At 55.5% G+C, this 26,765-nt stretch carries 14 protein-coding genes and 6 pseudogenes; 15 read left to right on the top strand and 5 right to left on the bottom strand.

The features are described 5' to 3' along the window. The first annotated feature begins 1 nt into the window (after window position 1). The 14 genes and pseudogenes from L6D80_RS21870 to L6D80_RS21810 all read left to right on the top strand — a co-directional run bounded on the left by L6D80_RS21870 (window position 2) and on the right by L6D80_RS21810 (window position 20,129). Window positions 2–4,162: an RHS repeat-associated core domain-containing protein gene (locus tag L6D80_RS21870; RefSeq protein WP_236183067.1), complete on the top strand. Its 4,161-nt coding sequence runs from the start codon at window positions 2–4 to the stop codon at window positions 4,160–4,162. Then, a complete protein-coding gene (locus L6D80_RS21865; protein WP_176516906.1) occupies window positions 4,156–4,620 on the top strand; it encodes a hypothetical protein in 465 nt (154 codons plus the stop codon). The genes L6D80_RS21870 and L6D80_RS21865 overlap by 7 nt, the downstream gene beginning before the upstream one ends. A gap of 1,154 nt (window positions 4,621–5,774) precedes the next feature. Further along, a pseudogene (locus L6D80_RS21860) lies at window positions 5,775–8,329 on the top strand (RHS repeat-associated core domain-containing protein); the annotation flags it as partial. A gap of 16 nt (window positions 8,330–8,345) precedes the next feature. Further along, on the top strand, window positions 8,346–8,954 hold the full coding sequence (locus tag L6D80_RS21855; protein WP_176515486.1) for a hypothetical protein: 609 nt from the start codon (window positions 8,346–8,348) through the stop codon (window positions 8,952–8,954). Further along, window positions 8,953–9,191: pseudogene (locus tag L6D80_RS30395) on the top strand (hypothetical protein); the annotation flags it as partial. The gene L6D80_RS21855 and the pseudogene L6D80_RS30395, both read left to right, overlap by 2 nt. A gap of 146 nt (window positions 9,192–9,337) precedes the next feature. Then, window positions 9,338–9,709 carry a hypothetical protein gene (locus tag L6D80_RS21845; RefSeq protein WP_176515485.1) on the top strand — a complete coding sequence of 124 codons (372 nt, stop codon included), beginning with the start codon at window positions 9,338–9,340 and terminating at the stop codon, window positions 9,707–9,709. A 187-nt stretch (window positions 9,710–9,896) separates the two neighbouring features. Next, a pseudogene (locus L6D80_RS21840) lies at window positions 9,897–12,900 on the top strand (RHS repeat-associated core domain-containing protein); the annotation flags it as partial. Between the two features lie 388 nt (window positions 12,901–13,288). Next, a complete protein-coding gene (locus L6D80_RS21835; RefSeq protein WP_176515483.1) occupies window positions 13,289–13,699 on the top strand; it encodes an immunity 22 family protein in 411 nt (136 codons plus the stop codon). A gap of 199 nt (window positions 13,700–13,898) precedes the next feature. Next, entirely contained in the window at window positions 13,899–14,336 is a 438-nt protein-coding gene (locus L6D80_RS21830; RefSeq protein WP_176515481.1) for an NTF2 fold immunity protein, read from the top strand. A 202-nt stretch (window positions 14,337–14,538) separates the two neighbouring features. Further along, window positions 14,539–16,224, top strand: a pseudogene (locus L6D80_RS21825) (RHS repeat-associated core domain-containing protein); the annotation flags it as partial. 381 nt (window positions 16,225–16,605) lie between these two features. After that, window positions 16,606–17,217 (top strand): hypothetical protein, encoded by a 612-nt coding sequence (locus L6D80_RS21820; protein WP_176515478.1) that lies wholly within the window; start codon window positions 16,606–16,608, stop codon window positions 17,215–17,217. Between the two features lie 156 nt (window positions 17,218–17,373). Next, window positions 17,374–17,685, top strand: a pseudogene (locus tag L6D80_RS30550) (DUF6531 domain-containing protein); the annotation flags it as partial. A 90-nt stretch (window positions 17,686–17,775) separates the two neighbouring features. Continuing rightward, window positions 17,776–19,331, top strand: a pseudogene (locus L6D80_RS21815) (RHS repeat domain-containing protein); the annotation flags it as partial. A gap of 321 nt (window positions 19,332–19,652) precedes the next feature. Then, a complete protein-coding gene (locus L6D80_RS21810; RefSeq protein ID WP_176515474.1) occupies window positions 19,653–20,129 on the top strand; it encodes a hypothetical protein in 477 nt (158 codons plus the stop codon). Between the two features lie 456 nt (window positions 20,130–20,585). Here the strand turns inward: L6D80_RS21810 and L6D80_RS21805 are convergent. The 5 genes from L6D80_RS21805 to L6D80_RS21785 form a co-directional block, all read right to left on the bottom strand. Further along, a protein-coding gene (locus tag L6D80_RS21805) for an IS3 family transposase (protein ID WP_176515472.1) occupies window positions 20,586–21,724 on the bottom strand; the annotation gives its coding sequence in 2 pieces (ribosomal slippage) (window positions 20,586–21,481 and window positions 21,481–21,724; 1,140 coding nt in all). Window positions 21,725–21,966: 242 nt separating this feature from the next. Beyond that, window positions 21,967–23,415, bottom strand: coding sequence for a M48 family metallopeptidase (locus L6D80_RS21800; protein ID WP_236183065.1), 1,449 nt, complete (start codon window positions 23,413–23,415; stop codon window positions 21,967–21,969). A 73-nt stretch (window positions 23,416–23,488) separates the two neighbouring features. Beyond that, window positions 23,489–24,151 carry a hypothetical protein gene (locus L6D80_RS21795; protein ID WP_236183064.1) on the bottom strand — a complete coding sequence of 221 codons (663 nt, stop codon included), beginning with the start codon at window positions 24,149–24,151 and terminating at the stop codon, window positions 23,489–23,491. Next, the gene (locus tag L6D80_RS21790) at window positions 24,144–24,809 is read right to left on the bottom strand and encodes a hypothetical protein (RefSeq protein ID WP_176515468.1); all 666 of its coding nucleotides are present in this window, start codon (window positions 24,807–24,809) and stop codon (window positions 24,144–24,146) included. Before L6D80_RS21790 ends, L6D80_RS21795 begins: the two co-directional genes overlap by 8 nt. Window positions 24,810–24,823: 14 nt before the next feature. Next, entirely contained in the window at window positions 24,824–25,258 is a 435-nt protein-coding gene (locus L6D80_RS21785) for a hypothetical protein (RefSeq protein ID WP_176515466.1), read from the bottom strand. Between the two features lie 268 nt (window positions 25,259–25,526). Here L6D80_RS21785 and L6D80_RS21780 point away from each other — a divergent pair, with 268 nt between their 5' ends. Then, complete coding sequence (locus L6D80_RS21780; RefSeq protein ID WP_176515464.1) at window positions 25,527–26,702, top strand: M20 aminoacylase family protein; 1,176 nt, start codon at window positions 25,527–25,529, stop codon at window positions 26,700–26,702. Window positions 26,703–26,765: the final 63 nt, after the last annotated feature.

Genomic DNA, 26,765 nt, shown 5'->3' with positions numbered 1-26,765 from the left:
CATGTTTGAAGCAGCGCGGTTGGGTGATGAGATCGAACACACTGGCGCCCTGGCCGGGTTTCTTGCCGGTGCGGTAATTGGGCTGGCGATCGCGACGGCCGCAGCCTTCACGATTTGCACGGCTGGCCTTGGCGGTTTTTTGCTGGGCGCGGCTATTGGCCTGGGCGCAGGCCTGCTGCCAATGATGGGGGAGAAATTCGGGTCAATGTTCAGCTCACCGGCTGGGCAGATCGAGTTAGCCGGCTGTTCGACCAATGTTTTCATCAACAATCGCAATGCTGCTCATGCTGAACTGAGCACCGCTAAATGCGACAAGCATCCACCACCGGTGCTGGTGGCCGAAGGGTCTTCGAATGTATTCATCAACGGCGTAGCGGCGTCGCGCAAAGGCGACAAGCTCACCTGCGGTGCGAAGATCTCCGGCGGCTCGAACAACGTCTTCATCGGCGGCGGTACCCAGCGCTATCTGCCGGTGGACGAAGAAGTCCCGGAATGGCTGCGTGTCACCGTCGACGTGCTGATGATCGCGGCTTCAATGGGCCGGTCGATACTTGCGGTTGGCCGTTTGGGCTTACAGGCAGGCCTCAAGGCTGCCGGCCCCTGTGCCTTGCAGACCGGCGCGACGATCGCGGGCAGCTACCTTGCCGGCCGCTTCATCGTTGGCCCGGCCATAGAACGTGCGATCGGCGGTTTCACTGGTAACCCTGTAGATATGACAACAGGCCGCAAATTGCTGGCCAACGAAACGGATTTCGTCCTGCCCGGGATGATGCCAATCGAGTGGTCACGCTTCTACGCCAGCGACCTGGCTATCGACAGCGTGCTGGGCCAAGGCTGGGTGCTGCCTTGGGAGCAAAGCCTGCGCCGCAGCGGCGGCTTCGTGTATCACACCGACAACCAGGGGCGCAGCGTTCCGTTCATTGACCTTGAGCCGGGCGAAAGCATCTACAACCCGAACGAGAAAATCCACCTGGTCCGCACGGTAGGTGGCCACTACCTGCTGCAGACTCTGGACAATGTGTTCTTCTACTTCGGTGAAGTACCGGACGACAACAGCGCCGTACCGCTGTACCGCCTGGAAAACGCATTGGGCCACTACCTGCAGTTCACCCGCGATGCCGATCAGCGCCTGACCGACATCAGCGCGCCCGGCGGTGTGCGGGTGCACCTGCATTACGAGCACCCCCTCGGTCGCCTGACCGAAGTCAAACGCATCGTCGATCAGCAAGCCGTGGAAACCCTGGTGCGCTACCGTTACGACGACAACGGCCAGCTGAACGAAGTCATCAACCGCAACGGCGATTCAGCGCGGCGCTTCGCCTACGGCGAAGGCCTGATGGTCCGCCACAGCAACGCCCTTGGTCTGATCTGCGAGTACCGCTGGCAAACCCAAAGCGACAAGCCCCGGGTGGTGGAGCACTGGACCAGCGACGGCGAGCATTCCCATTTCCGCTATGACTTCGCCCAGCGCACCAGCTGGGCCACCGATGTACTGGGCCGCGAGCTGGAGATCCACTACAACGAAGACCACCGCGTCGTCGCCAGCCGCGACTTTGGCGGCGAGCGCTACGGCATGGATTTCGATGCGTTCGGCAACATCGTGGGCTTCACCTTGCCGGACGGTAATCGCCTGGCGCTCAAGTACGACGACTTTGGCCGCCTGGTCGAAGAAACCGACCCGCTGGGCCGCACGATCCGCTACAAGCACCACCTCGCCACCCCGCTGGTAACCGAAACCCAGTTCCCCGATGGCAGCGTCTGGAAGTCCCGCTACGACGGCAAGGGCAACCTGATCGCCGAAATCGATCCCCTGGGCCACAAGACCGAGTACCTCAACGGCGAAGACGGCCTGCCGCATACCATCATCGATGCCCACTTCAAGTCCAAGTACCTGTGGTGGAACGCCTACGCTCAGGTTGATCGCTTCGAGGACTGCTCGGGCAAAAGCACCTACTACCGCTACGATGAGCGGCAACACCTGATCGCCGTCACCGATGCGCTGAACCAGACCACCACGCTTGAGCGCAAACCCGACGGCGAAGTGCTGCGTATCCACCACCCGGATGGCACGGCAGAATCCTTTACCTACAACGCCCTTGGCCAGGTACTGACCCACACCGACGGCAAAGGCCAGACCACGCGTCTGCAGCGTACCTCGCGTGGCTTGCCCAGCAGCCGCCAGGATGCCAAAGGGCAGTGGATTCGTTACGAGTACGACAAAGCGATTCGCCTGACCGCGTTGGTCAACGAAAACAGCGCGGCGTACCGCTTTGCCTATGACGCCTCGGACCGCCTGAGTGAAGAAGTGCGGGTGGACAACCTGACCCGGCGCTTCAGCTATGACGCTGGCGGCAATCTGGTGCGCCTGGATGAAATCGGCTATGGCGAGAACGGCGAGCGCCCGGAGCGCAATACGCTGTTCGAGCGTGACGCGATTGGCCGCTTGCTGGCCAAGGTCAACCGCGACGCCCGCCAGGATTTCGAGTACGACGAGGCCGACCGTCTACTGAGTATTCAGCGCACGCCGAGCAGTCTGGGTAAACAGTTGGGCATCACGGATGAAAAGCTGAGTTACCGCTACGATCTGCTGGGACGCCTGACGCAGGAACTGACCCCGAGCGGTGCGCTGGACTATGAGTACGACCCGCTCAGCAACCTGACCACGCTGACCCTGCCGGATGGCCGCAAGGTCAATCATCTGTACTACGGCAGCGGCCACCTACACCAGCTGAACCTGGACGGCCAGGTCATCAGCGACATGGAACGCGATGACCTGCACCGCGAGGTGTACCGTACCCAGGGCAAGCTCACCAGTTGCTTTGGTTACGACGCGATGGGGCGCAAGGCGTGGCAGTTTGCGTCAACGCTACCCGCCGACAAGCTGTCGCAAGTGCACAACCCCGGCATCAATACGTCGTTGCTGGTGGAGCATGCGTACAACCCGATTCACCGCCGTTACGAGTACGACCCGGCCGGGGAGCTGGTGCGTACGTTGGACAAGCTACGCGGGGAGATCAAGTACGAATGCGAAGCCAACGGCCAGTTGCACAGCCGTGATACCGGCTCGTTGGTGGGAAGCGAAGAGTTCCGCTATGACGCTGCAGCCAACCGCTTGGACTTCAATGCGCGACAGTTTGAGAAGGTGCAAGACAACCGCATCAAGCGTTGGCGGGATCAGGAGTATCGCTATGACCCTTGGGGCAACCTGATCGAGAAGCGCTCGGGGCATAGCAAGCTACAAACCTTTAGCTATGACTGCGAGAACCGGCTGGTTCGGGCGGAGACACTGGTCAACGGCAAGTTGGCGAGCACAGGCGAGTATCGCTATGACAGCCTAGGGCGGCGGGTAGCCAAGCACTCCGAGATCAACGGCATCACGGAGCAGAAGCACTTCCTCTGGCAAGGGCTGAGGATGCTGCGTGAGGAGACGCCTGAGCAGAGCATTCTGTATTGCTATGAGCCGGGTAGCTATGCGCCGTTGGCTCGTGTTGATCAGGCGGAGGGACAAGAGCAGAAGGTCTACTACTTCCACACCGATCAGATCGGTACGCCCCTAGAAATGAGCAATAGCGAGGGAGAGATTGTTTGGCAGGCGACGTATCGGTCTTGGGGGGCGATTGAGCAACTGACGATCAATGAGGTCGAGCAGAATCTGCGGTTCCAAGGCCAGTACTCTGATGCTGAAAATGGACTGCACTACAACACCTTTCGGTACTATGACCCTGAGATCGGACGCTTCGTTGCTCAAGACCCTATAGGTATAGATGGCGGATTAAACCTGTATCGTTATGTGCCTAATCCCAATACCTGGATTGATCCGTGGGGGTGGGAGTGTTGGAGTAGCGCTAGGAGAAATTACTGGATAGCGGAGGCGAAAACGCCCACTCAGGCATATTCTCCAGCGAATATGGCTAGAATGGCAGATGGCATGGCACCTAGGATTACTGTAGAAGTGATCAATAGAAGGACGGGCCTTCCACAGACGAAAGATGTTTCAATGGAGCTCCACCACAGAGATATTCCGCAGCGGATTGGTGGGGATGGTGTGCATAAAACTCAAAATCTGGATGCGCTGACTCCATGGGAACACGAAGCAGTGGATCCGTTCAGGCATGCCGGAAGTGACTTGGTCCGGATCATTAGAGGGCTTGATATATGGTAAGTGTAGAAAACGTTCGTGCTTGGGTGGAGGCTGATGTTTACCTAAGTTTGCTGGAAGATGTAGCTGGATCGCTGCGCCTGCCTGTAAATTCTGATGCAATTCCAGATGTAGTTCTTCAACACGATGCCAATAAATTCAATGCTGCTGGTTTGGAGCCGGCGGATCTAGGTGCTATCGCGTCCAATGTTGATCTGATTCGGAAGTATGTAGGTGCGAAACTTCAGGCGCTCGGCGGCAGTGCTGATGAGCAAGAAGGTAGAAATCCAGAGGATGAGGATGATCTTGTTTTAGAAACGCATCCGTTCTATCGGAATTTTCTAAACATTTATTTAATTGAGTTACACTTTCTGATTTTTAATCCCAGTGGGCTTGAAGGTTATCTTAAAGCTATTAGGATGCCAGGAGCAAAAAAATATACGGCGCAACTTACTAAGATGTATGTAGTAATCGCCCGCTAAAGAACGTGCCGTACGTGCTGCCTTAAGAAGTGTGCTTCGGGTCCGCTTTTGGTTTTGTTGTTTCAGCATGTGCTCTCAGGGCACGCACTGGCTTTCTCTTTCCCGGAGTTGCGATCTTGCTGCTGGTTTTAATTGTAGTCAGATGCCTTTGCTGCAACGAAAATTTATGATTATGATTGGAGAAGTACAAGTGCAGCGTAGTGATTTTCGTAACTCCGATGAAAGATGAAAGATGAAAGATGAAAGATGAAAGATGAAAGATGAATGTGATATGTTTGATGTTGATGAGTAAATTGATGAAGTGGGGTGTGTCGAATTTTTTTAAAAATGGGCTGCGCCTCGGATTTGAAAAAGTAGAGTGGTTTATGTGGAGAGTATATTTAAGATTATCCTAGAGCCTGTTGAAAGCGATTTCGAAGGTTTTTACAAGGATCTTGAGTGGCTTCCGACTTCGCCTACTCAACAGGATCCTTTCACAGTATTCCGTAAGTCGCCCAAAGAGTTAGTGGGTTCGCGCCTCAGAGTTAGTAAGGCAGTATTGCAGTCGATTAAAAGTTTTCCAAAGGATAAGTTCGTTTATAGGTCGCATGACTTTAGCATTGCCGCACGGAATGCTGCGTGCTTTGCGTTTAGGATAATATGTATCTGAATCCTATTATGGGGATAAATGCGCGTGGTCCAAAGTCGTTGATCCGTACTTCTTAGGAAGGTGGTCTGTGGGGTATTGCCATTTAAATGTTGTGTTCAAACAGTTGGGTGCTGTGGCGCCCATAGGCGGTGAATCTTTGGGTTGCAAGGGCTGCGACATGAGCCTAGAAGCGTCCAGTGCTTGGGACTTCATGCTGTCTGGCGACAATAGCGTCTCGGATTATGATATGACTACATGGGCTAATTGAGGAGGCGAACCGCCACATAGTTCGCACTGAATTGAGCTATGCAGCTGATCCATCAAGAGATCGACCTCGTCGGCCATTTAGGTGGGCTGGAGTAATTAGGGGGTTGGATTGCTGACTAATCGTTTAGTTTATATGCAATGATATAGAATGACGTGCGTTCTCGGCTCTTTAACAATTTATCATTTCATGGCTAATGGTAAGTCATCTTAAATTCTATTCCTGGTGTCAACATTTACGCCTGATTTGATCGCCTCGAGGCTCAAGTACGACTTTGGCCGCCTGGTCGAAGAAACCGACCCCCTGGGCCGCACGATCCGCTACAAGCACCACCTCGCCACCCCGCTGGTAACCGAAACCCAGTTCCCCGATGGCAGCGTCTGGAAGTCCCGCTACGACGGCAAGGGCAACCTGATCGCCGAAATCGATCCCCTGGGCCACAAGACCGAGTACCTCAACGGCGAAGACGGCCTGCCGCATACCATCATCGATGCCCACTTCAAGTCCAAGTACCTGTGGTGGAACGCCTACGCTCAGGTTGATCGCTTCGAGGACTGCTCGGGCAAAAGCACCTACTACCGCTACGATGAGCGGCAACACCTGATCGCCGTCACCGACGCGCTGAACCAGACCACCACGCTGGAGCGCAAACCCGACGGCGAAGTGCTGCGTATCCACCACCCGGATGGCACTGCAGAATCCTTTACCTACAACGCCCTCGGCCAGGTGCTGACCCACACCGACGGCAAAGGCCAGACCACGCGTCTGCAGCGCACCTCGCGTGGCTTGCCCAGCAGCCGCCAGGATGCCAAAGGGCAGTGGATTCGTTACGAGTACGACAAAGCGATTCGCCTGACTGCGTTGGTCAACGAAAACAGCGCGGCCTACCGCTTTGCCTATGACGCCTCGGACCGCCTGAGTGAAGAAGTGCGGGTGGACAACCTGACCCGGCGCTTCAGCTATGACGCTGGCGGCAATCTGGTGCGCCTGGATGAAATCGGCTATGGCGAAAACGGCGAGCGCCCGGAGCGCAATACGCTGTTCGAGCGTGACGCGATTGGCCGCTTGCTGGCCAAGGTCAACCGCGACGCCCGCCAGGATTTCGAGTACGACGAGGCCGACCGTCTACTGAGTATTCAGCGCACGCCGAGCAGTCTGGGTAAACAGTTGGGCATCACGGATGAAAAGCTGAGTTACCGCTACGATCTGCTGGGACGCCTGACGCAGGAACTGACCCCGAGCGGTGCGCTGGACTATGAGTACGACCCGCTCAGCAACCTGACCACGCTGACCCTGCCGGATGGCCGCAAGGTCAATCATCTGTACTACGGCAGCGGCCACCTGCACCAGCTGAACCTGGACGGCCAGGTCATCAGCGACATGGAACGCGATGACCTGCACCGCGAGGTGTACCGTACCCAGGGCAAGCTCACCAGTTGCTTTGGTTACGACGCGATGGGGCGCAAGGCCTGGCAGTTTGCGTCAACGCTACCCGCCGACAAGCTGTCGCAAGTGCACAACCCCGGCATCAATACGTCGTTGCTGGTGGAGCATGCGTACAACCCGATTCACCGCCGTTACCAGTACGACCCGGCGGGGGAGCTGGTGCCTACGTTGGACAAGCTACGCGGGGAGATCAAGTACGAATACGAAGCCAACGGCCAGTTGCACAGCCGTGATACCGGCTCGTTGGTGGGAAGCGAAGAGTTCCGCTATGACGCTGCAGCCAACCGCTTGGACTTCAATGCGCGTCAGTTTGAAAAGGTCAAAGACAACCGCATCAAGCGTTGGCGGGATCAGGAGTACCGGTACGACCCGTGGGGCAACCTGATCGAGAAGCGCTCGGGGCACAGCAAGTTGCAAAACTTTAGTTATGACTGCGAGAACCGGCTGGTTCGGGCGGAGACGCTGGTCAACGGCAAGTTGGCGAGCACAGGCGCGTATCGCTATGACAGCCTAGGGCGCCGGGTAGCCAAGCAATCCGAGATCAACGGCATCACGGAGCAGAGGTGCTTCCTCTGGCAAGGGCTGAGGATGCTGCGTGAGGAGACGCCAGGGCAGAGCATCCTCTATCTCTACGAGCCGGGCAGCTATGCGCCGTTGGCTCGTGTTGATCAGGCGGAGGGACAAGAGCAGAAGATCTACTACTTCCACACCGATCAGATCGGTACGCCCTAGAAATGAGCAATAGCGAGGGTGAGATTGTTTGGCAGGCGACGTATCGGTCTTGGGGGGCGATTGAGCAACTGACGATCAATGAAGTCGAGCAGAATCTGCGTTTCCAAGGCCAGTACTCTGATGCTGAAACTGGCTTGCACTACAACACATTTAGGTACTACGACTCTGGAGTTGGACGCTTCATTACTCAAGATCCAATTGGCCTGAGTGGCAGTTTTAATCTCTATAAATACGCTATGAACTCCGTGGTGTGGATCGATCCATGGGGGTTGACATGTTCGACTGATGCTAAAGCTCTCAGAGCAAATATGGTTGCGGCAGGCAAGTCCGAGCCTGCTTTCAAGAATTCGGCTCACCATATTGTGATGTCTAACTCTACAGATGTGCGGATGGTTGCTCTTCAAACTAAAATGAATAAATTAGATATCGACATTAATACATCGGAAAATGGAATATTCTTGCCATCTAATAGCAAGGTAAAACTTCCTGCAGGTAGTACGCTGCCTAATCACGCGAGCATCCATACGAACGCCTACAAGCAAAAGGTTTATGATAGACTAATTTCAGTAAATAATAGCACTGACTTCTTGAGTGAGCTGAATAAAATTAACTCAGAAATCGCTCGTGGTTTGTTTTGATTAGTGAGGTGACTTGGTGGGCGAATTAAATTACCTTAAAAAGAAATTTGAAAGAATTGAATCCAATTCCGCTAGTTTTATGGCGGATTACTTGTCTGAGGCGCTGTCACAGGTATCTAGAAAAGTAATAACCAAAGGGCCTTTTTATAACATCTGCCCGTATGAGATTGAGCGCGCAGGTTTTAAAAAGGGTAGGGTGTTAAAAAAGTTACCTGCAAGTATAAAAAATACGCACGTATATCATCTCGATGAAGGCGAGCGTATCCTGTTTGTGGAAGTGTATGGCCAGTCAGAAAATATAGTGAGTAAAGAGTTTTATAAATATAACGATGGCTCGATTGAACGTATACATTTTACCAGCGTCGGTAAGCTGAGAAATATCTTGTTGTCTGAGGTCGAGGGGGGGCTGATATCTCGAGATTTTAATTGGGGGGCGTTTGGCTGTAGCGAATCGCTATATGAGTACTCCAGTACACAGCTGGAGAAAATAAAAGTACGGCAAAAAGAGCATTCAAATAGCGAGTTCTCCGAGTTCGAGGTTGTTTTTGAATATAACGGTGATGAGCTGGTTCGGATAGTGAATGTTTTCCCTGAAGGTTATCAAGAACAACGTTTTCCATGTTAACCTGATAATCGAAATCGATCCCTGGGCCACAAGACTGAGTATCTAAACGGGGAAGACGGCTAGCCGCACACCGTCATTGATGCCCACTTCGTGTCCAAGTACCTGTGGTGGAACGCCTACGCCCAGGTTGATCGCTTTGAGGACTGCTCGGGCAAAAGCACCTATTACCGCTACGATGAGCTGCAGCACCTGATCGCCGTCACCGATGCGCTGAACCAGACCACTACGCTGGAGGGATAACCCGACGGCGAAGTGCTGGGTAGCCACCACCCGGATGGCACGGCAGAATCCTGAACTTTCAACGGCCTCGGCCGCTAAGGCGAAGAATGTTGGTAGGATCTTTGGGGCTGGGTGTGGGTGAGTAGAACAATATGATTAAATTCATGGTTGCGACAGTCGAATGTTATGAGGAAGATGCTGTTCTAACAGTGGCATTGGGCGACGATGCGTTCGATCCTCAAAACTTCATAATAATAAGTCGCTTAGACGATGAAGATAATGAAACTGTAGATCAATGCATTGGGTTACAAACTGGCAAGTCTCAATATGAAGCAGCCGACGCGATTAAAGCTGTTGTTCTGAATCAGGATTATCTGGAGGTGCTTGTAAAGCCAAAATTCGTCGATCACTTTGGCGGAGCCAAAATTGTTGGTGAATTCCCGCTGGGGCATGGAGTGACGAAGGACGAAATATCTAAGCTGCATACTTACTTGAGCAAGATATTCACTGGCAGTCAAGTAGTGCTTCTGCTTTAAGATTGCTTGATGTTATAAGCGGCGATTTGAGTGCAGGTGAGAGCTGATTGTGGTGCGGGATTGGAGCATCACGCGATCTTTAAAATTTTAAATTAATATCGTGAGGCGTATAACGCCTCACGATAACCAATCGTCATCGTGAACGTTCCGTAACAAATTAAGTCCGCCAAGAAATCCATCGTAGCGTGCCCTCAAGTTCACCGCAGGCTTAATCGCTGTTGAAGTCGCCAGCCGCTACGTGGTCGAACCGGTCGCCTCACCACCGGCCGTAAACTGATCCCCGACGAAATCGACTTCAGCCTGCCGGGCCTGATGCCGATCGAATGGTCTCGCTTCTACGCCAGCGACCTCACCGTCGACAGCGTGCTCGGCCGCGGCTGGGTACTGCCGTGGGAACAAAGCCTTCGCCGCAGCGGCAACTTCGTCTACCTCACCGACAACCAGGGCCGCGAAGTCCCGTTCGTGAACATCCAGCCGGGCCAGCGCATCTACAACCCGCACGAGCAGGTGTACCTGGTGTGCACCGAGGGCGGCCACTACATCCTGCAGACGCTGGACAACCTGTTCTTCTACTTCGGCGAAGTGCCGGACACCGACACCGATGTCCCACTGCAGCGCATCGAAAACGCTCTAGGCCACTTCCTGCACTTCACCCGCACCGAACAAGGCACGCTGACCGACATCAGCGCCACCGGTGGCACCCGCGTGCACCTGCACTACGACAACCCCCTCGGCCGGCTGACCGACATCAAGCGGGTGGTCGACAACCAGGCTGTCGAAACGCTGACCCAGTACCGCTACGACGAACACGGCCAGCTCAGTGCCGTGGTCAACCGCAACGGCGACACCGTGCGCAGCTTCAGCTACGCCGACGGCGTGATGGTGACCCACAGCAACGCCATTGGCCTGGGCTGCCACTACCGCTGGGAGACCCTCGACGGCCAGCCGCGCGTGGTCGAGCACTGGACCAGCGACGGCGAGCACTTCCACTTCCGCTACGACTTCGCAGCGCGCACCAGCTGGGCCACCGACGTGCTGGGCCGCGAGCTGGAGATTCACTACAACGAAGACCACCGCGTCATCGCCTGCCGCGACTACGGCGGCGAACGCTACGCCATCGACCTGGACGATTTCGGCAACATGGTCGGCCTGACCCTGCCGGACGGTAACCAACTGCACTTTAAATACGACGAGTTCGCCCGCCTGCTCGAAGAAACCGACCCGCTGGGCCGCACCATCGCCTACGAATACCACCACCTGACTACCTTGGTGACCAAGGTCACCCACCCGGACGGCAGCACGTGGCAGGCGCGCTACGACGACAAGGGCAACCTGCTGGCCGAGTTCGATGCGCTGGGCCAGATGACCGAGTACCTCAACGGCGAAGATGGCCTGCCGCACACCATCATCGATGCGACGTACAAATCCAAGTACCTGTGGTGGAACACCCTGGCCCAGGTCGAGCGTTTTCAGGACTGCTCGGGCAAGAGCACCTACTACCGCTATGACGAGCGCCAGCATCTGGTGGCGGTGACCGATGCGCTGAAGCAAACCACCACGCTGGAACGCAAGCCGGACGGGGAGGTGGTCAAGATCGACCATCCGGACGGCACGGCAGAGACCTTTACCTACAACGTCTACGGCCAGGTGCTGAGCCACACCGATGGCAAGGGCCAGACTACACGCCTGCTGCGCACCGCCCGAGGCCTGCCGAGCAGCCGCCAGGATGCCAAAGGTCAGCAAGTTCGCTATGAGTACGACAAGGCCGTGCGCCTGACCGCGTTGGTCAACGAAAACAGCATGCCGTACCGCTTTGCCTACGATGCCTCGGACCGGCTGATTGAAGAAGTGCGGGTGGACAACCTGACCCGGCGCTTCACCTACAACGACGGCGGCCACCTGACCCGGCTGGACGAAATCGGATACGGCGAGAACGGTGAACAACCCCAGCGCGAAACGCTGTTCGAACGCGACCCGATTGGCCGTCTGATGGCCAAGCTCAACCGCGATGCGCGACAAGACTATGCGTATGACGATGTCGACCGGTTGCTGAGCATCCAACGTCAACCCAGCGGCAACTGACCCTGCCGGACGGGCGCAAGGTCAACCACCTGTACTGCGGCAGCGGCCACCTGCACCAGCTGAACCTGGACGGCCAGGTCATCAGCGACATGGAGCGCGATGACCTGCACCGCGAGGTGTTCCGCACCCAGGGCAAGCTGACCAGTTGCTTTGGTTACGATGCGATGGGGCGCAAGGCCTGGCAGTTTGCGTCCACGCTGCCGGTATCAACACCTCGTTGCTGGTGGAGCATGCCTACAACCCGATTCACCGTCGCTACCAATACGATCCGTCGGGCGAATTGGTGCGCACGCTGGACAAGCTGCGCGGTGAGATCAAGTACGAATACGAAGCCAACGGCCAGTTGCATAGCCGCGATACTGGCTCGTTGGTGGGCAGCGAAGAGTTCCGCTACGACCCGGCAGCCAACCGGCTGGACTTCAATGCGCGGCAACTGGAGAAGGTCAGGACAATCGCATCAAGCGTTGGCGGGATCAGGAGTACCGCTATGATCCGTGGGGCAACCTGATCGAGAAGCGCTCGGGGCACAGCAAGCTACAGACCTTTGGCTATGACTGCGAGAACCGGCTGGTGCGGGCGGAGACGCTGGTGAATGGCGAGCTGGAAAGCACCGGCGCGTATCGCTATGACAGTCTGGGGCGACGGATTGCCAAGCAGCCGAGCAGAAGCATTTCCTCTGGCAAGGATTACGGATGCTGCGCGAGGAGACGCCGGGGCAGAGCATTCTGTATCTCTACGAGCCGGGTAGCTATGCGCCGTTGGCACGGGTGGATCAGGCTGAAGGGGACGAGCAGAAGGTCTATTACTTCCATACCGATCAGATCGGTACGCCCCTAGAAATGAGTAATAGCGAAGGCGAAATTGTCTGGCAAGCGACGTATCGCTCATGGGGCTCTGTAGATCAGCTTGCAGTAAACGAAGTCGAGCAGAATCTACGTTTCCAAGGGCAATATTTCGATGCAGAATCAGCGCTGCATTTCAATACGTTCAGGTACTATGACTCGGAGATTGGTCGTTTCATCTGTCAAGACCCAATAGGGCTAAGAGGTGGTGCTAATCTTTATGCCTACGTGCCTGCTCCAACGCTTTGGATCGATCCATTGGGTTGGTTACCTTGGGAAAAAAATGGCTTCGATAGCTGGTTTAATAGTGCTTCGGTCCAAGATGTGGTCGATAACAAAAAGGCCGTTGAAGATGCGTTGAGAAGGCCGGGTGGAAAGCATGAAATGTTTCCTGTGTCTATTGCGTCGAAAGCCAAAGAGCTTGGGTTTACGGCGCAGGAGCTCAAAGAAATGACAGTGCCTACTAAAGACTTTTGTCGGAGTTACAGATAGGCGTGGTAATCCCGTGCCCGATGGACCACATCATGGCAGTAGTGCTGGTAGAAACTTCTACAATAAGTTGATCATCGATTTGAGTAAGGCTCAAAGTAAAACGGAAGCGCTTAGTGTGATTGATGCGCATCACCGTAAACATATGAAGCTGGGAGCGTGTTAGATGGATCCTTATGATATTGAGCGTTATCAGAAAATACATGTTTGGGTGGGTGCCAACTTTTCAAGTGAAGCTGAATATTTGAAGTATTTCGAATTGGACTATTCGGTCGATTTTGATGATCCGGCGTACAAGGTTTGTGGTTTTTGTAAGGATGTGGGGATTAGGTGGTATGACGAAGACTTTATCGGGATTATACCAAGAAGATCGAGCGAGGTAAGTCTTGATGATATTTTGACGGAGTCATCCGTCGACATGGATGATATGGATAGACTTAAAGCAGAGTGTTTGAGGTTGGGAGTCACAAAGGCTAATGCTATTTTTTGGTACTCTGATGGAGGCACTATTCTGTCACAGCCAATCAAAACTGCTTATAACGGATTGAAATATATAGGTCTTTTTGAAGGTAATTAACATCGAAGTAGGGTAGTGGCGAACATCTGACTGTGGGGGAGACTTTTTGAGCATGTTACAGTACTTAACCCTCCTGGGATGTGATTATGTCAATAAATAATCTTCTTGCAGCATTGCCGCCTCCTACCAAACCTAATGAAGCGGGTGCAGGGAAACACCAAAGTCCTTTATAACGTGTTCAGAAATGGTGAGCTGCTAGATGGAAAAATATTCAGTAACTAACTTGCGAGATGAATATCAAGATGCTCTGACGGGATTCATGCGCGCTATGTATGAGTGGGAGTCATCTGGTTACAAAAAAACTTTGGCGGCTTTTTCGGATGATTCCATAGGCGAGGATCTTGAGCAGAGTGTGAAAAATGACCTTTTGCTGATTTTTAATAAATATGTTGTAGGCGAAGGGAGGAACTATGATCGGGTAGAAAATGCGGTTTGCGGCAGATTTCCTGAGTATGATCTTGGAAGTGATGAAATTGAGGTGTGTGAAGATAATGGGAATTCGGTCTCGGTGATTGTCAGAAAACAAACAGGGTTGCGCGCTTCCTTTAAATTAACTCTCATTATGGAGGGTAATGAATGTAAGGTTAGCAGGCGAGATCTGCAAGTTGGTCAGAGATGGCAAAGAACTTATGTTTAGTGGCTGACGTGTGAAGAAATTTTGAGCTCCGGAAAGCGTGGCGTGTTGGGAAGTCTTGTGGAGGTGGTTGTTTTTCTTATGAGGCGTGTTCTTTAAAATTGTAAGTTTTGATTACTACTATATAGACCGCCTCAAAACTAAGCGGCGAGTGTTTGCTGCTGCGCAGTACCGCAATTGCGCAGCCCGCCTGCGCCTTATCTCCCGCGGTGTGCCCATCAGCCGCCAGGATGCCAAAGGGCAGTGGATTCGTTACGAGTACGACAAGGCGATTCGCCTGACTGCGTTGGTCAACGAAAACAGCGCGGTGTACCGCTTTGCCTACGATGCCTCGGATCGCCTGAGTGAAGAAGTGCGGGTGGACAACCTGACCCGGCGCTTCAGCTATGACGCTGGCGGTAATCTGGTTCGCCTGGACGAAATCGGCTATGGCGAAAACGGCGAGCGCCCGGAGCGCAATACGCTGTTCGAGCGTGACGCGATTGGCCGCTTGCTGGCCAAGGTCAACCGCGATGCCCGTCAGGATTTCGAGTACGACGAGGCCGACCGTCTGCTGAGTATTCAGTGCACGGCGAGCAGTCTGGGTAAACAGTTGGGCATCACGGATGAAAAGCTGAGTTACCGCTACGACCTGCTGGGACGCCTGACGCAGGAGCTGACCCCGAGCGGTGCGCTGGACTATGAGTACGACCCGCTGAGCAACCTGACCACACTGACCCTGCCGGATGGCCGCCAGGTCAATCATCTGTACTACGGCAGTGGCCACCTGCACCAGCTGAACCTGGACGGCCAGGTGATCAGCGACATGGAACGCGATGACCTGCACCGCGAGGTGTTCCGCACGCAGGGCAAGCTGACCAGTTGCTTTGGTTTCGATGCGATGGGACGCAAGGCCTGGCAGTTTGCATCGACCCTGCCGGCAGAAAAGCTGTCGCAAGTGCACAACCCCGGCATCAATACGTCGTTGCTGGTGGAACATGCCTACAACCCGATTCACCGCCGTTACCAGTACGACCCGGCCGGGGAGTTGGTGCGTACGCTGGACAAGCTACGCGGGGAGATCAAATACGAATACGAAGCCAACGGCCAGTTGCACAGCCGTGATACCGACTCGTTGGTGGGAAGCGAAGAGTTCCGCTATGACGCTGCGGCCAACCGCTTGGACTTCAATGCGCGTCAGTTTGAAAAGGTCCAAGACAACCGCATCAAGCGTTGGCGGGATCATGAGTATCGCTATGACCCGTGGGGCAACCTGATCGAGAAGCGCTCGGGGGATAGCAAGCTTCAGAGTTTTAGCTATGACTGTGAGAACCGGCTAGTTCGCGCTGAGACGTTGGTCAATGGCAAGTTGGAAAGCACCGGGCAGTACCGGTATGACAGCCTGGGGCGGCGGGTTGCCAAGCAGTCGGAGATCAACGGAATCACGGAGCAGAAGCGCTTCCTTTGGCTAGGGCTGCGGATGCTGCGTGAGGAGACGCCGGGGCAGAGCATCCTCTATCTCTACGAGCCCGGCAGCTATGCGCCACTGGCACGGGTGGATCAGGCGGAAGGGGACGAGCAGAAGATCTATTACTTCCATACTGACCAGATCGGTACGCCGCTGGAGTTGAGTAACAGCGAAGGCGAGATCGTCTGGCAGGCGACCTATCGGTCGTGGGGAGCGGTTGAGCAGATATCAGTAGATAAAGTTGAGCAAAATCTGCGTTTCCAAGGGCAATATTTAGACGAAGAGACGGCCTTTCACTACAATATTTTTAGATACTACGATTCGGATCTAGGTAGATTTGTTACTCAAGATCCTATCGGATTGGAAGGCGGCTACAACTTATACTTATACGCTCCCAGTGCCGTGATTTGGATTGATCCTTTGGGTCTATGCAAAAGCGCTGCTAGCAGCGATAAAGGTCGTACCAAGGCGATGCATGACCTAGAGCGGAATGGGTTTAAAGTTGTCGCTGAGGAAGTGACGATGAAAGTAAACGGAAGTAGAGTGAGAGCTGACTTCGTTGCTAGAGATGCTCAAGGTAATTTGCATATATTCGAAGTTAAACAGGGTTCGGGCTCATTAACCAAAAATCAGAAAGCATCCGGCGTGTTCGATATGAGCAATCCCGCGAATACAACTCAGCATCTAGGTGGTGGGGTTATTAAGCCGTCAAGTGGAACCACTGCAAAGTTAAAGATTGATACTAAGAGCGCGCGTGGTAAGCTGCTTGGGGGTAAAGGTGCTGTTCATGATGCAGTGTTCAATGTTCTTAAGTATAGGTAGTATATGAGTCCTGATGATCGCGATATTTTTGAGTTGGAATTGCTAAGAGTGCTTAAGTTAGCAGCGTCCAAATTTGACGGCGTTACGGCCTCAAAAAACAAATTAAAATTCAAGTACAACAAAAAAAATGTAGCAGAGCTTTTTTTTGAGCACCTGTCTCGGGTTGATTCTTACATTTTAGGTGGGATGGTATATGGGGGTGCGATATTTGAATGTTCGTCTAAGTTTGCTCCTCCGTATAAGAGTAATTTGTTCAATGAGTCGTGTTTTTCTTTTATTTCGTCGGGTGAGCAAGATAAAAAACTCAGTGGCAATCTAGGTGGGGCGATAAAAACGCCAGCCCCAAATGTAGTTGGCGAAGTGTGTGCGCACATTCAAGCGGTGTTGGAGGATTTTTACATTCCGAAAATTCTAGCTTGTATTTCTCCAACTAATCGGACGATTACGGATGTTTTGTCATCACCCGATGATTACGCCTACTCTGCAGTTTTTATACATTGCGCCGCAAGCTTAAGTCGGGGTGAAAGATTGGTTGATTTAAGCGAGGCGTTAAAATCTAAAAAAATTGTAAAAAACAAGGATTATGATATTCCGCTTCTAACTAGCTTGATTTGAGGTTGCATAGAGCTACTCATTGGTAAAAATTATCGTGAAAGTAGCATAAATGATCTTTAACATTCTAAGTTAATAAAGTGAGGCGTTACGCGCCTCACTTAGCTAGGCATCATTGCGAATGCTTTCTTATTGAGTTAAGACCGGCATCAAATCATCATGCCGTGCGCCCTCAAGTTAATTTCAGGCTTCGTCACTGGCGAAGTCGCCAGCCGTTATGTGGCCGAACCCGTCGCCCGCCAGGTGATCGGCGACCTGACCGGCAATCCGTTGGACATGACGACTGACCGCAAATTGCTGGTCAACGAAACGGATTTCGTCCTGCCCGGGATGATGCCAATCGAGTGGCCACGCTTCTATGCCAGCGACCTGGCTATCGACAGCGTGCTGGGCCAAGGCTGGGTGCTGCCTTGGGAGCAAAGCCTGCGCCGCAGCGGCGGCTTCGTGTATCACACCGACAACCAGGGGCGCAGCGTTCCGTTCATTGACCTTGAGCCGGGCGAAAGCATCTACAACCCGAACGAGAAAATCCATCTGGTCCGCACGGCAGGCGGCCACTACCTGCTGCAGACTCTGGACAATGTGTTCTTCTACTTCGGTGAAGTACCGGACGACAACACTGCTGTACCGCTGTACGCCTGGAAAACGCGCTGGGCCACTACCTGCATTTCACCCGTGATGCCGATCAGCGCCTGACCGATATCAGCGCGCCCGGCGGTGTGCGGGTGCACCTGCATTACGAGCACCCGCTCGGTCGCTTGACCGAAGTCAAACGCATCGTCGACCAGCAAGCCGTGGAAACCCTCGTGCGCTACCGTTACGACGACAACGGCCAGCTGAACGAAGTCATCAACCGCAACGGCGATTCAGCGCGGCGCTTCGCCTACGGCGAAGGCCTGATGGTCCGCCACAGCAACGCCCTTGGTCTGATCTGCGAGTACCGCTGGCAAACCCAAAGCGACAAGCCCCGGGTGGTGGAGCACTGGACCAGCGACGGCGAGCATTACCATTTCCGCTACGACTTCGCCCAGCGCACCAGCTGGGCCACCGATGTACTGGGCCGCGAGGTGTTCCGCACGCAGGGCAAGCTCACCAGTTGCTTTGGTTACGATGCGATGGGACGCAAGGCCTGGCAGTTTGCATCGACCCTGCCGGCAGAAAAGCTATCGCAAGTGCACAACCCCGGCATCAATACGTCGTTGCTGGTGGAACATGCGTACAACCCGATTCACCGCCGTTACCAGTACGACCCGGCCGGGGAGCTGGTGCGTACGTTGGACAAGCTACGCGGGGAGATCGAGTACGAATACGAAGCCAACGGCCAGTTGCACAGCCGTGATACCGGCTCGTTGGTGGGAAGCGAAGAGTTCCGCTATGACGCTGCAGCCAACCGCTTGGACTTCAATGCGCGTCAGTTTGAAAAGGTCCAAGACAACCGCATCAAGCGTTGGCGGGATCAGGAGTATCGCTATGACCCGTAGGGCAACCTGATCGAGAAGCGCTCGGGGCATAGCAAGCTTCAGAGTTTTAGCTATGACTGTGAGAACCGGCTAGTTCGCGCTGAGACGTTGGTCAATGGCAAGTTGGAAAGCACCGGGCAGTACCGGTATGACAGCCTGGGGCGGCGGGTTGCCAAGCAGTCGGAGATCAACGGCATCAAGGAGCAGAAGCGCTTCCTCTGGCAAGGGCTGCGGATGCTGCGTGAGGAGACGCCTGAGCAGAGCATTCTGTATTTCTATGAGCCGGACAGCTATGCGCCGTTGGCACGGGTCGATCAGGCGGAAGGGGGCGCGCAGAAGGTCTACTACTTCCATACCGATCAGATCGGTACGCCCCTAGAAGTGAGCAATAGCGAGGGTGAGATTGTCTGGCAGGCGACCTATCGATCCTGGGGAGCGATTGAGCAGCTGACGATCAATGAAGTCGAGCAGAATCTGCGATTCCAAGGCCAGTATTTAGATACTGAAACAGGTCTGCACTACAACACATTTAGGTACTACGACTCTGGAGTTGGACGTTTCGTCACTCAAGATCCAATTGGTTTAGATGGTGGCTTTAATCTCTATAGCTACGTTCCGAGTCCGACTGGATGGATTGATCCCTGGGGGTGGGAGTGCTAGAGCACTGGCCGTAAAAACTATTGGAAAGCGGAAGCTAAAGCTCCAAGTCGTACATACTCTCCAGCAAACCTCGCCCGGATGGCGGACGGTAAAGCTCCTAAAATGACGGTAGAAGTAATTTCCCGGAAATCAGATCAGATTTCCATAAAAGAAATGAGTATGGAGTTACATCATAATGATATCCCGCAGCGAGTGGGTGGCGCAGGGGGGGCATGATCCGTCTAACTTGCTGGCACTTACTTCGTGAGAGCATGAGGCAGTAGACCAATTTAGACATGTAGGGTCAGATCTGATTCGCGTTATTAAAGGAGTTGATATATGGTGATCGAAGCTTATTCAGATTTGGTGCAAATTGTTAGTTCTGAGCTCTATCAAAAAATGATGTCGGAATTAACTAGCGTCGGTGGAATTGAGATCGAGCCAGAATATGCGGAGGTCTTCGCAAGGCTCGATGCAGCGAAGCTAGTTAGAGCGGGTCTAAGCGCTCAAGATATAATGGTTTTTATGAGCGATAAATATGACGCCATAAAACAATATTCTATCGTTAAACTGTCTGCACTTGCCAAAGATGAAGAGGATGAAGAGTATTCTCCGGGACTGGCTCCCCCTGATGATGAGAGAAGCAAAACACTCAAGGTAGGCAAGTATTCGCAAGGCCTTTTTGTTACCAATACTATAGAGTACGCTTTGGCTATCAAAGGGGTCGAGCCTTTGCTTCAATATTTAAAAAAATCTAAAATTCCAAATGCAAAAAAATATGCTGATCAAGTTATAGGTTTTGTCGACGTTAAGTGAGCTCGTGGCCGGGTGGGGCAGCTCATGCTTAATTGGATGCGCTTTAACGCCAAAATGTGTATGTTCTACAGGTCAAATAGAGGTCGTGCTCTTTAAAATAGGAGATGGTATATGTGGGGCGGTAAACGCCCCAATTCATTGAGATTCGTTTCAATCTGCAGTAGGGATTTTGTCGAGCTCATTGCCGCGCGTGAGGATATCAAAAGCTACGCAAGCGCGACTCGATGCAAGTTATATCAATTAAGGTATACATGGAAATCCTGGCATACAGCCTTCAGGGCTCATTACCGGAGCAGGCCCAAACAGGGCTCGCGGCCACTGATTGGGCCGTCAGCTAGGCGGCTCAGGAGATGATGTCAGAAACCTAATTACTTTCCAGCAGCCACCGGCTATTACGCCTGTTATCAGTGCAGTTGAGGGGCGGATTCGTAAGGCTTTTGAATCGCCCCTGGTTTCCTAGACACTCTCCAAGCTCAGAAAATAGCGTTTCTCATACTCTACCGGCGACAGCTGCATAGCACTGCTGTGTCGGCGTTTAGGGTTATAGAACATCTCGATGTAATCGAAAATATCACTTCGGGCTTCGTCACGCGTTGCGTAGATCTTTCGTCGGATTCGCTCCCGCTTCAAAAGCTGGAAAAAGCTCTCGGCTACGGCATTGTCGTGGCAGTTTCCCCGTCGGCTCATGCTGCTAATCACATTGTTGGCCTTAAGGAAGCTTGGCCAATCGGAGCTACTGAACTGACTGCCTTGGTCTGAGTGAATCATCACTTGCTGCTGTGGCTTGCGTCGCCAAACGGCCATCAACATCGCGTCGCTGCACATCCTTGGCTTCATTGACCAACCAATGACTTGGCGTGAGAAGAGATCCAGCACTACCGCCAGATAAAGCCATCCTTCATAGGTGCGGATGTAAGTGATATCTGTCACCCAGACCTTGTTCGGCTCGCTGACCTTGAACTGCCGCGCAAGGTGGTTGGGAGATGCCACTGTTGGCTTTCCGCCATAAAACGCAGGACGACGGCGATAGCCCGTTTGTGAACGTACCCCCTCTGCCTGCATCAAACGACCGACTCGATTTCGCCCGCATGTCTCTCCCAGCTCACGCAGGTCATCGTGAATTTTGCGGTAGCCGTACACACCTCCGCTTTCGAGCCAAGCATGTTTGATCAAGCCAAGCAGACGGTGATCTTCTTTTGCTCGGGCAGATTGAGGCTCAGCCAACCAAGCGTAGTAGCCGCTGGGATGCACCTTGAGGGTTGGGCAAAGGCGCCGCACCGGGTAATCCGTCGAGTGCGTCTTGATGAAGGCGTACTTCAGCCGCACTCCTTGGCAAAGTACGCGGCGGCCTTCTTTAAGATGTCTCGCTCTTCCGTCACGCGTTTGAGCTCGGCGCGTAGCTTGCGCAACTCGGCCTGCTGATCATCGTCTTGCTGACGCTGCTCTTGAGGTTTGCTGTAGAGCTTGATCCAGGCGTAAAGGCTGTGAACGGACATCCCCAGGCGCTGGGCGACCTCGGCGACAGGTTTGCCTTTATCGGTCACTTGCTTGACCGCTTCGATTTTGAATTCTTCGGGGTAACGCTGGCGACTCATGACACCTCCTATTTGGGCCTCATTATGAGGCTTGAAGGTGTCTACGAAACCAGGGGCGATTCACAGTTGGGCATCACGGATGAAAAGCTGAGTTACCGCTACGACCTGCTGGGACGCCTGACGCAGGAACTTACGCCCTAAGTGCGCTGGATTATGAGTACGACCCACTCAGCAACCTGACCACACTGCCCCCCCCCCCCGCGATCTTCAGAGCGCGGGGGACGCAGAGAAAACAGCCAGGCCTATAGCGCCTCGGGAGCGGGCAGGTTGCCTAGCAGTTGGTTGAACCAACGGCTATCCGACTCGGTCGGTGCGCGTGTCGCCTCGGCCAGCAACTGGGCGTCAAGGGTCACGCCCAGTTGCTGCAAGCGCACGGCAGTGGCGGGGTGTGTGTCGAAGGGGTGGGTGATGGCGATCTCGAGCGCCTGTTCGCTCAGGTGCAAGCGGTGATGCTGAAGATGCTGTGCCAGCGCCTGGACCAGATGGTCGCGCCGCGGCCCGTGAAGCAGCGTGTCGATTTCGTTGTCCAGGGCAATCACCCGCAACAGTGCCTGGCAGAACGTGCGCGCACCGGCCACTTGTGCGCCGGCCCGGTCCGCTACCAACTCTTGGGCACGGCTCCAGTGATGAACCGCAATCTGGAAGTGGTGCAGAAAATGCCCGGTCATCCACAGCGTGGGGCGTTCGATCCAGGAGGGCGCCTCTTCGGCAGTGGCGATGCTCGAGAAGTGCGTGTACATCAAGCTGAAACGTGCGCTGGTTTCACTGCCTCGCTCGGTATCTCGACTGCTGAAATGACCCAGTTCATGACCGATGATCGAGGCAGTCTCTTGCTGGCTGAGGGCCGAGAGATAGGTCAATGGCAGGTACAACGTGCGTCCGTTCAGCACCTCCCCGGAGGGTTGCAGCACCACCTGCGTGCTGGTAACGAAAAATGACTGGTCTATGCCGACCACAATGTGCTCAGGCGCTGGGGCGTTTAGTTGCGCGGCCAAGTGCTCAACCCAGGCCCAAAGGCCGGGTGCCTGCTGGCGGGTCAATGGGCGGCCGAGGAAGGCGCAGGAAGGTGTTTCGGTCAACCGCCAGCGGGTGCGCAGGCGCAGAATCAGCATCACACCGATCCAGACCATCGACAGCATCGGCAGTACCACCACGAGAATGATCAGGCCTCCCTCGTGGTAATGACTCCACCCCCAGCTCATTTCGTAAAGCGCCGACAGGCCCAGCGCCCCTACCAGCAGCGCGGTGTATGCGGTCAGGCATTGTCCCAGCCGATGCCAACTGCGGGAGAGCTGTTGATGGAGGAAGTCGCGCGAGGCGCGTGCCCGCCAGGCGTCAATTCGCAGCATGAGCCAGGCGGCTGCGCCGGTCAGCAGTGCGGCAATAGCCAGCCAGTGGCTCGATGCCGCCAGGGCCTGACGGGCACCCAGCTGAGCACGGTCAGCATCGGCGAGATCGACCTGGCGTTGAAAGGCCTCGCGACGATCCGCTTCGCGGAGCCTTTCATTGCGTTCACGTTTGGGAATGCGCTGCAATAACGTATCGCTGGGCACGGCGAGCCATTGGCGAATGGTTTCGGCCGTTTGCAGCGCATTGTCGGCACGCCAGCCCTGCAGGCTGGTCCAGCCTGCCAGCGCCAGTGGAAGCAACAGCATGGCCAGTGCCCACCGTAACTGAGTTATCTGGCGCACTGGCCATTCTCCGGAAAAAGGAACATTGCGGTTGATGGGGAAATTGCGACGCCGTTCAGCATGCTGCGGCGGGTCAGGTGCGTTCCCCGAGCCGTGCCACGCCGGGGAACAACTGTGCCAGGGTACGTCGAGCCTGGGCTGCTTCCAGGTAGGGGTACAGCAGCTCGACCAGCTGCTCTGCGTCCACGCGCTTGCCTGCTACGGTCGGGGTGCACAGCCACAGCCTGATGCGTAGCCCACCGGCGATCGGCACGGCGTGCGGCGCGGCCAGAGACTTGAAACAGGCAGGCCCCAGCGAGGGAGCATGGCTGAACGCCGAGACGCTGAACACCAGCACCGTGCTGAGGTGGCGCTGGTCGATCTCGAAGGCGTCGAAGCTGTGCCACGGCACTGGCGCTGGCGAGTTGGCAAAGCACAGGGTGTCGGGTGTCACGCCCAGTACGCGCTGACCATGGCGCCGGCGCAGCGCCTCAGCGAGCGCCAGCCCGGCCAGCCCGGCCATCAGCATCCCTACACCAAAGCCCCATAGCAGCCACTTCACAGGCTGCGGGGTGTGTGGGCCGAAGAGCATCGGCAGCGTGGCAAGCCACACGCCGAGGCAGACCAGCAGCAACCCCGACAATGCGCACACCAGCGCTTTGTTCAATGAATGCTCGTAGATATCCAGCACCTGCGTGGGCCCGTCGGCCCGCGCTTGGAGATAGTCCAGCTGAGCTTCGCGCTCGGCGTTATCCATGGGCTTGCAAAAGCTCCAGCTGTTGCTGCGCATGGGCCGCGTCGCGGTAGGCGGCCAGCAGTGCAAGCACTTCCTCGGTGTCGAGCTTGCGTCCACCGGTAGCCAGACCGGCCGACATGATGCGGATCTGCAACCGTGGCTTTTTCAGCGACACGGCCTGGTTGCCAAAGAACTGCAGCCTTGCCACACGGTGGTTTGGCAGTACGGCATCGCTGCTCATCTCCAGAGTCTGCACCAGCACCATGCCTTCATCCTTGACGGAGATGTCCTCCACTTGAGCCATGTCGACCGGCCCATCCAAGGTATCGACGAACAGTTGGCGACGCGTCAGGCGCATGAAAACCTGAGTACCGGCATTGCGGTGCTGCCACGTCACGGCCGCCGCAATCAGGACCAGGAACGCTGCGCCGGCAACCGGGGCGACCCGGTTCGTGTTGAAGGTCACCGCCAAGATCACCAGTGACACCAACAACATCAACGGGCCCCACAGCCGGTAACGGCGTGAGTTGGTGAACTCGGTTTGCTCGGGCACGCGCTCGATCACCTGTTTGAGCTCGGCGATCACGCGGTCGCGCTGGGCGTCGCGGGACTGGTCGTATTCAGCGCTGAGCGAGCCGGACAGGTCGGACAGCGGGTCATTTTGATCAGGTAGGGTCATGGGGAACGTCCTTATTACTGCTGTGCGTTGAGGTAGTCAGTGAGAAAGGCCTGGGCATTGCCCTGATTGGACAGGCCTTCGGAATACCCGACCATCAGCGCCTGAGCTTCGCCGGGCAGGTACAGCTCACCGCCCCAGTTGCCCTGGATGATCAGCACCACGAACCTCTGGCCATCGACCGTGGTGAAATAGCGGGTGTCCTTGCTGGTTTTTTCCACCGACATCTTCTGGATACGCATGTTCCAGTCGTGGTCGACCCCTTCGATTTGTACCAACGCCTCGTTGGCGCTGCGCTCACCGACGCGCAGGGTCCAGACCTTTATCCCTTGCTGGCCCTGATAGGCGACCACATTGTCGGCTACAGGTGGGCGCGCTTGCGCGTGGGCCAGGCCCATCCACAGGGTCAGCGACGTGGCCAGCAGGGCCATCCATTTGCGATAAGAGAGCATCGTGTTCAATCCTGATTTTCGAAAGGCGGGTATTGAAACAAACGCACCTTGTACTGCCAACCAAGCCGTGCGTTTGCGTACGTTTAACAGGTTTAAGGTGTGGGCGTGTTCACAATTTTCAACAGGCTGGTTCCACCCAGTGGAACCACATTCCATTGTACTCCCGGCCCACTCGCGCTTATCTGTCGCCAACCACGACCTGCCTTACCCGTCGTGATCTGGCAGCGAACAACAAGAACGGGACCCCACCCGCGCGAGGAGATTCCACATGTCGCAGCATCAGCACATCCTGGCCTGGCTCAACGACGTGGCCAGCGACCTGCACGCCATCCGCCACGATATCCACGCTCACCCCGAACTCGGTTTCGAAGAAAGCCGCACCGCGGCACTGGTCGCCCAGTGGCTCAAGGACTGGGGCTATGAAGTGCACACCGGCGTCGGCAAGACTGGCGTGGTCGGCGTGCTGCGCAATGGCAGCAGCACGCGCAAGCTCGGCCTGCGCGCGGACATGGACGCGCTGCCGATCCACGAGGCGACGGGCGCCACCTACAGCAGCCGCCACCCAGGGCGCATGCACGCCTGCGGGCATGACGGGCACACCACCATGCTGCTCGGCGCAGCGCGCTACTTGGCGGCGACGCGGCAGTTCGATGGCACGCTGACGCTCATCTTCCAGCCGGCTGAAGAGGGACAGGGCGGGGCCGAGGCGATGCTGGCCGATGGGCTGCTGGAGCGCTTCCCCTGTGATGCGCTGTTCGGCATGCACAACATGCCGGGGCTGCCAGCGGGGCACCTGGGCTTTCGTGAGGGGCCGATGATGGCTTCGCAGGATTTGCTCAACGTGACCATCGAGGGTGTGGGTGGCCACGGCTCTATGCCGCACTTGACGATCGACCCGCTGGTGGCGGCCGCCAGTGTGGTGATGGCGCTGCAGACGGTAGTAGCACGCAATATCGATGCGCAGGAGGCGGCGGTGGTAACCGTCGGCGCGTTGCAGGTGGGTGAGGCCGCCAACGTGATTGCACAGCAGGCGCTGCTGCGCCTGAGTTTGCGAGCTCTCGACGCCCAGGTGCGGGCGCAGACCCTGGAACGGGTGCGGGCGATCATTATCCACCAGGCTGAGAGCTACGGCTGCAGCGCCAGTATCGAGCACCGCCCGGCGTACCCGGTGCTGGTCAACCACGGGGCGGAAAATGCCTTCGCCCACCAGGTCGGGGTCGAGTTGCTCGGGGCTGAGGCGGTGGACGGCAATACCCGCAAGCTGATGGGCAGCGAGGACTTCGCCTGGATGCTGCAGCGCTGCCCGGGCGCCTACCTGTTCATTGGCAATGGCGAGAAACGGCCGATGGTGCATAACCCGGCCTACGACTTCAACGACGACATTCTGCTGACCGGCGCCGCCTACTGGGGCGCGCTGACCGAGCGCTGGCTCAAACCCGCCTGACCCCTTCATTGACGACTGCCGCTGGAACCCGGGTGCGATCGCGCCTGGGCGATCACTTGAACC

Source organism: Pseudomonas ceruminis (assembly GCF_021602025.1).
Classification (GTDB): Bacteria; Pseudomonadota; Gammaproteobacteria; order Pseudomonadales; family Pseudomonadaceae; genus Aquipseudomonas; species Aquipseudomonas ceruminis.
The sequence above is the reverse complement of the archived record's forward strand: the minus strand, read 5'-3'. Positions and strand labels throughout refer to the sequence as shown.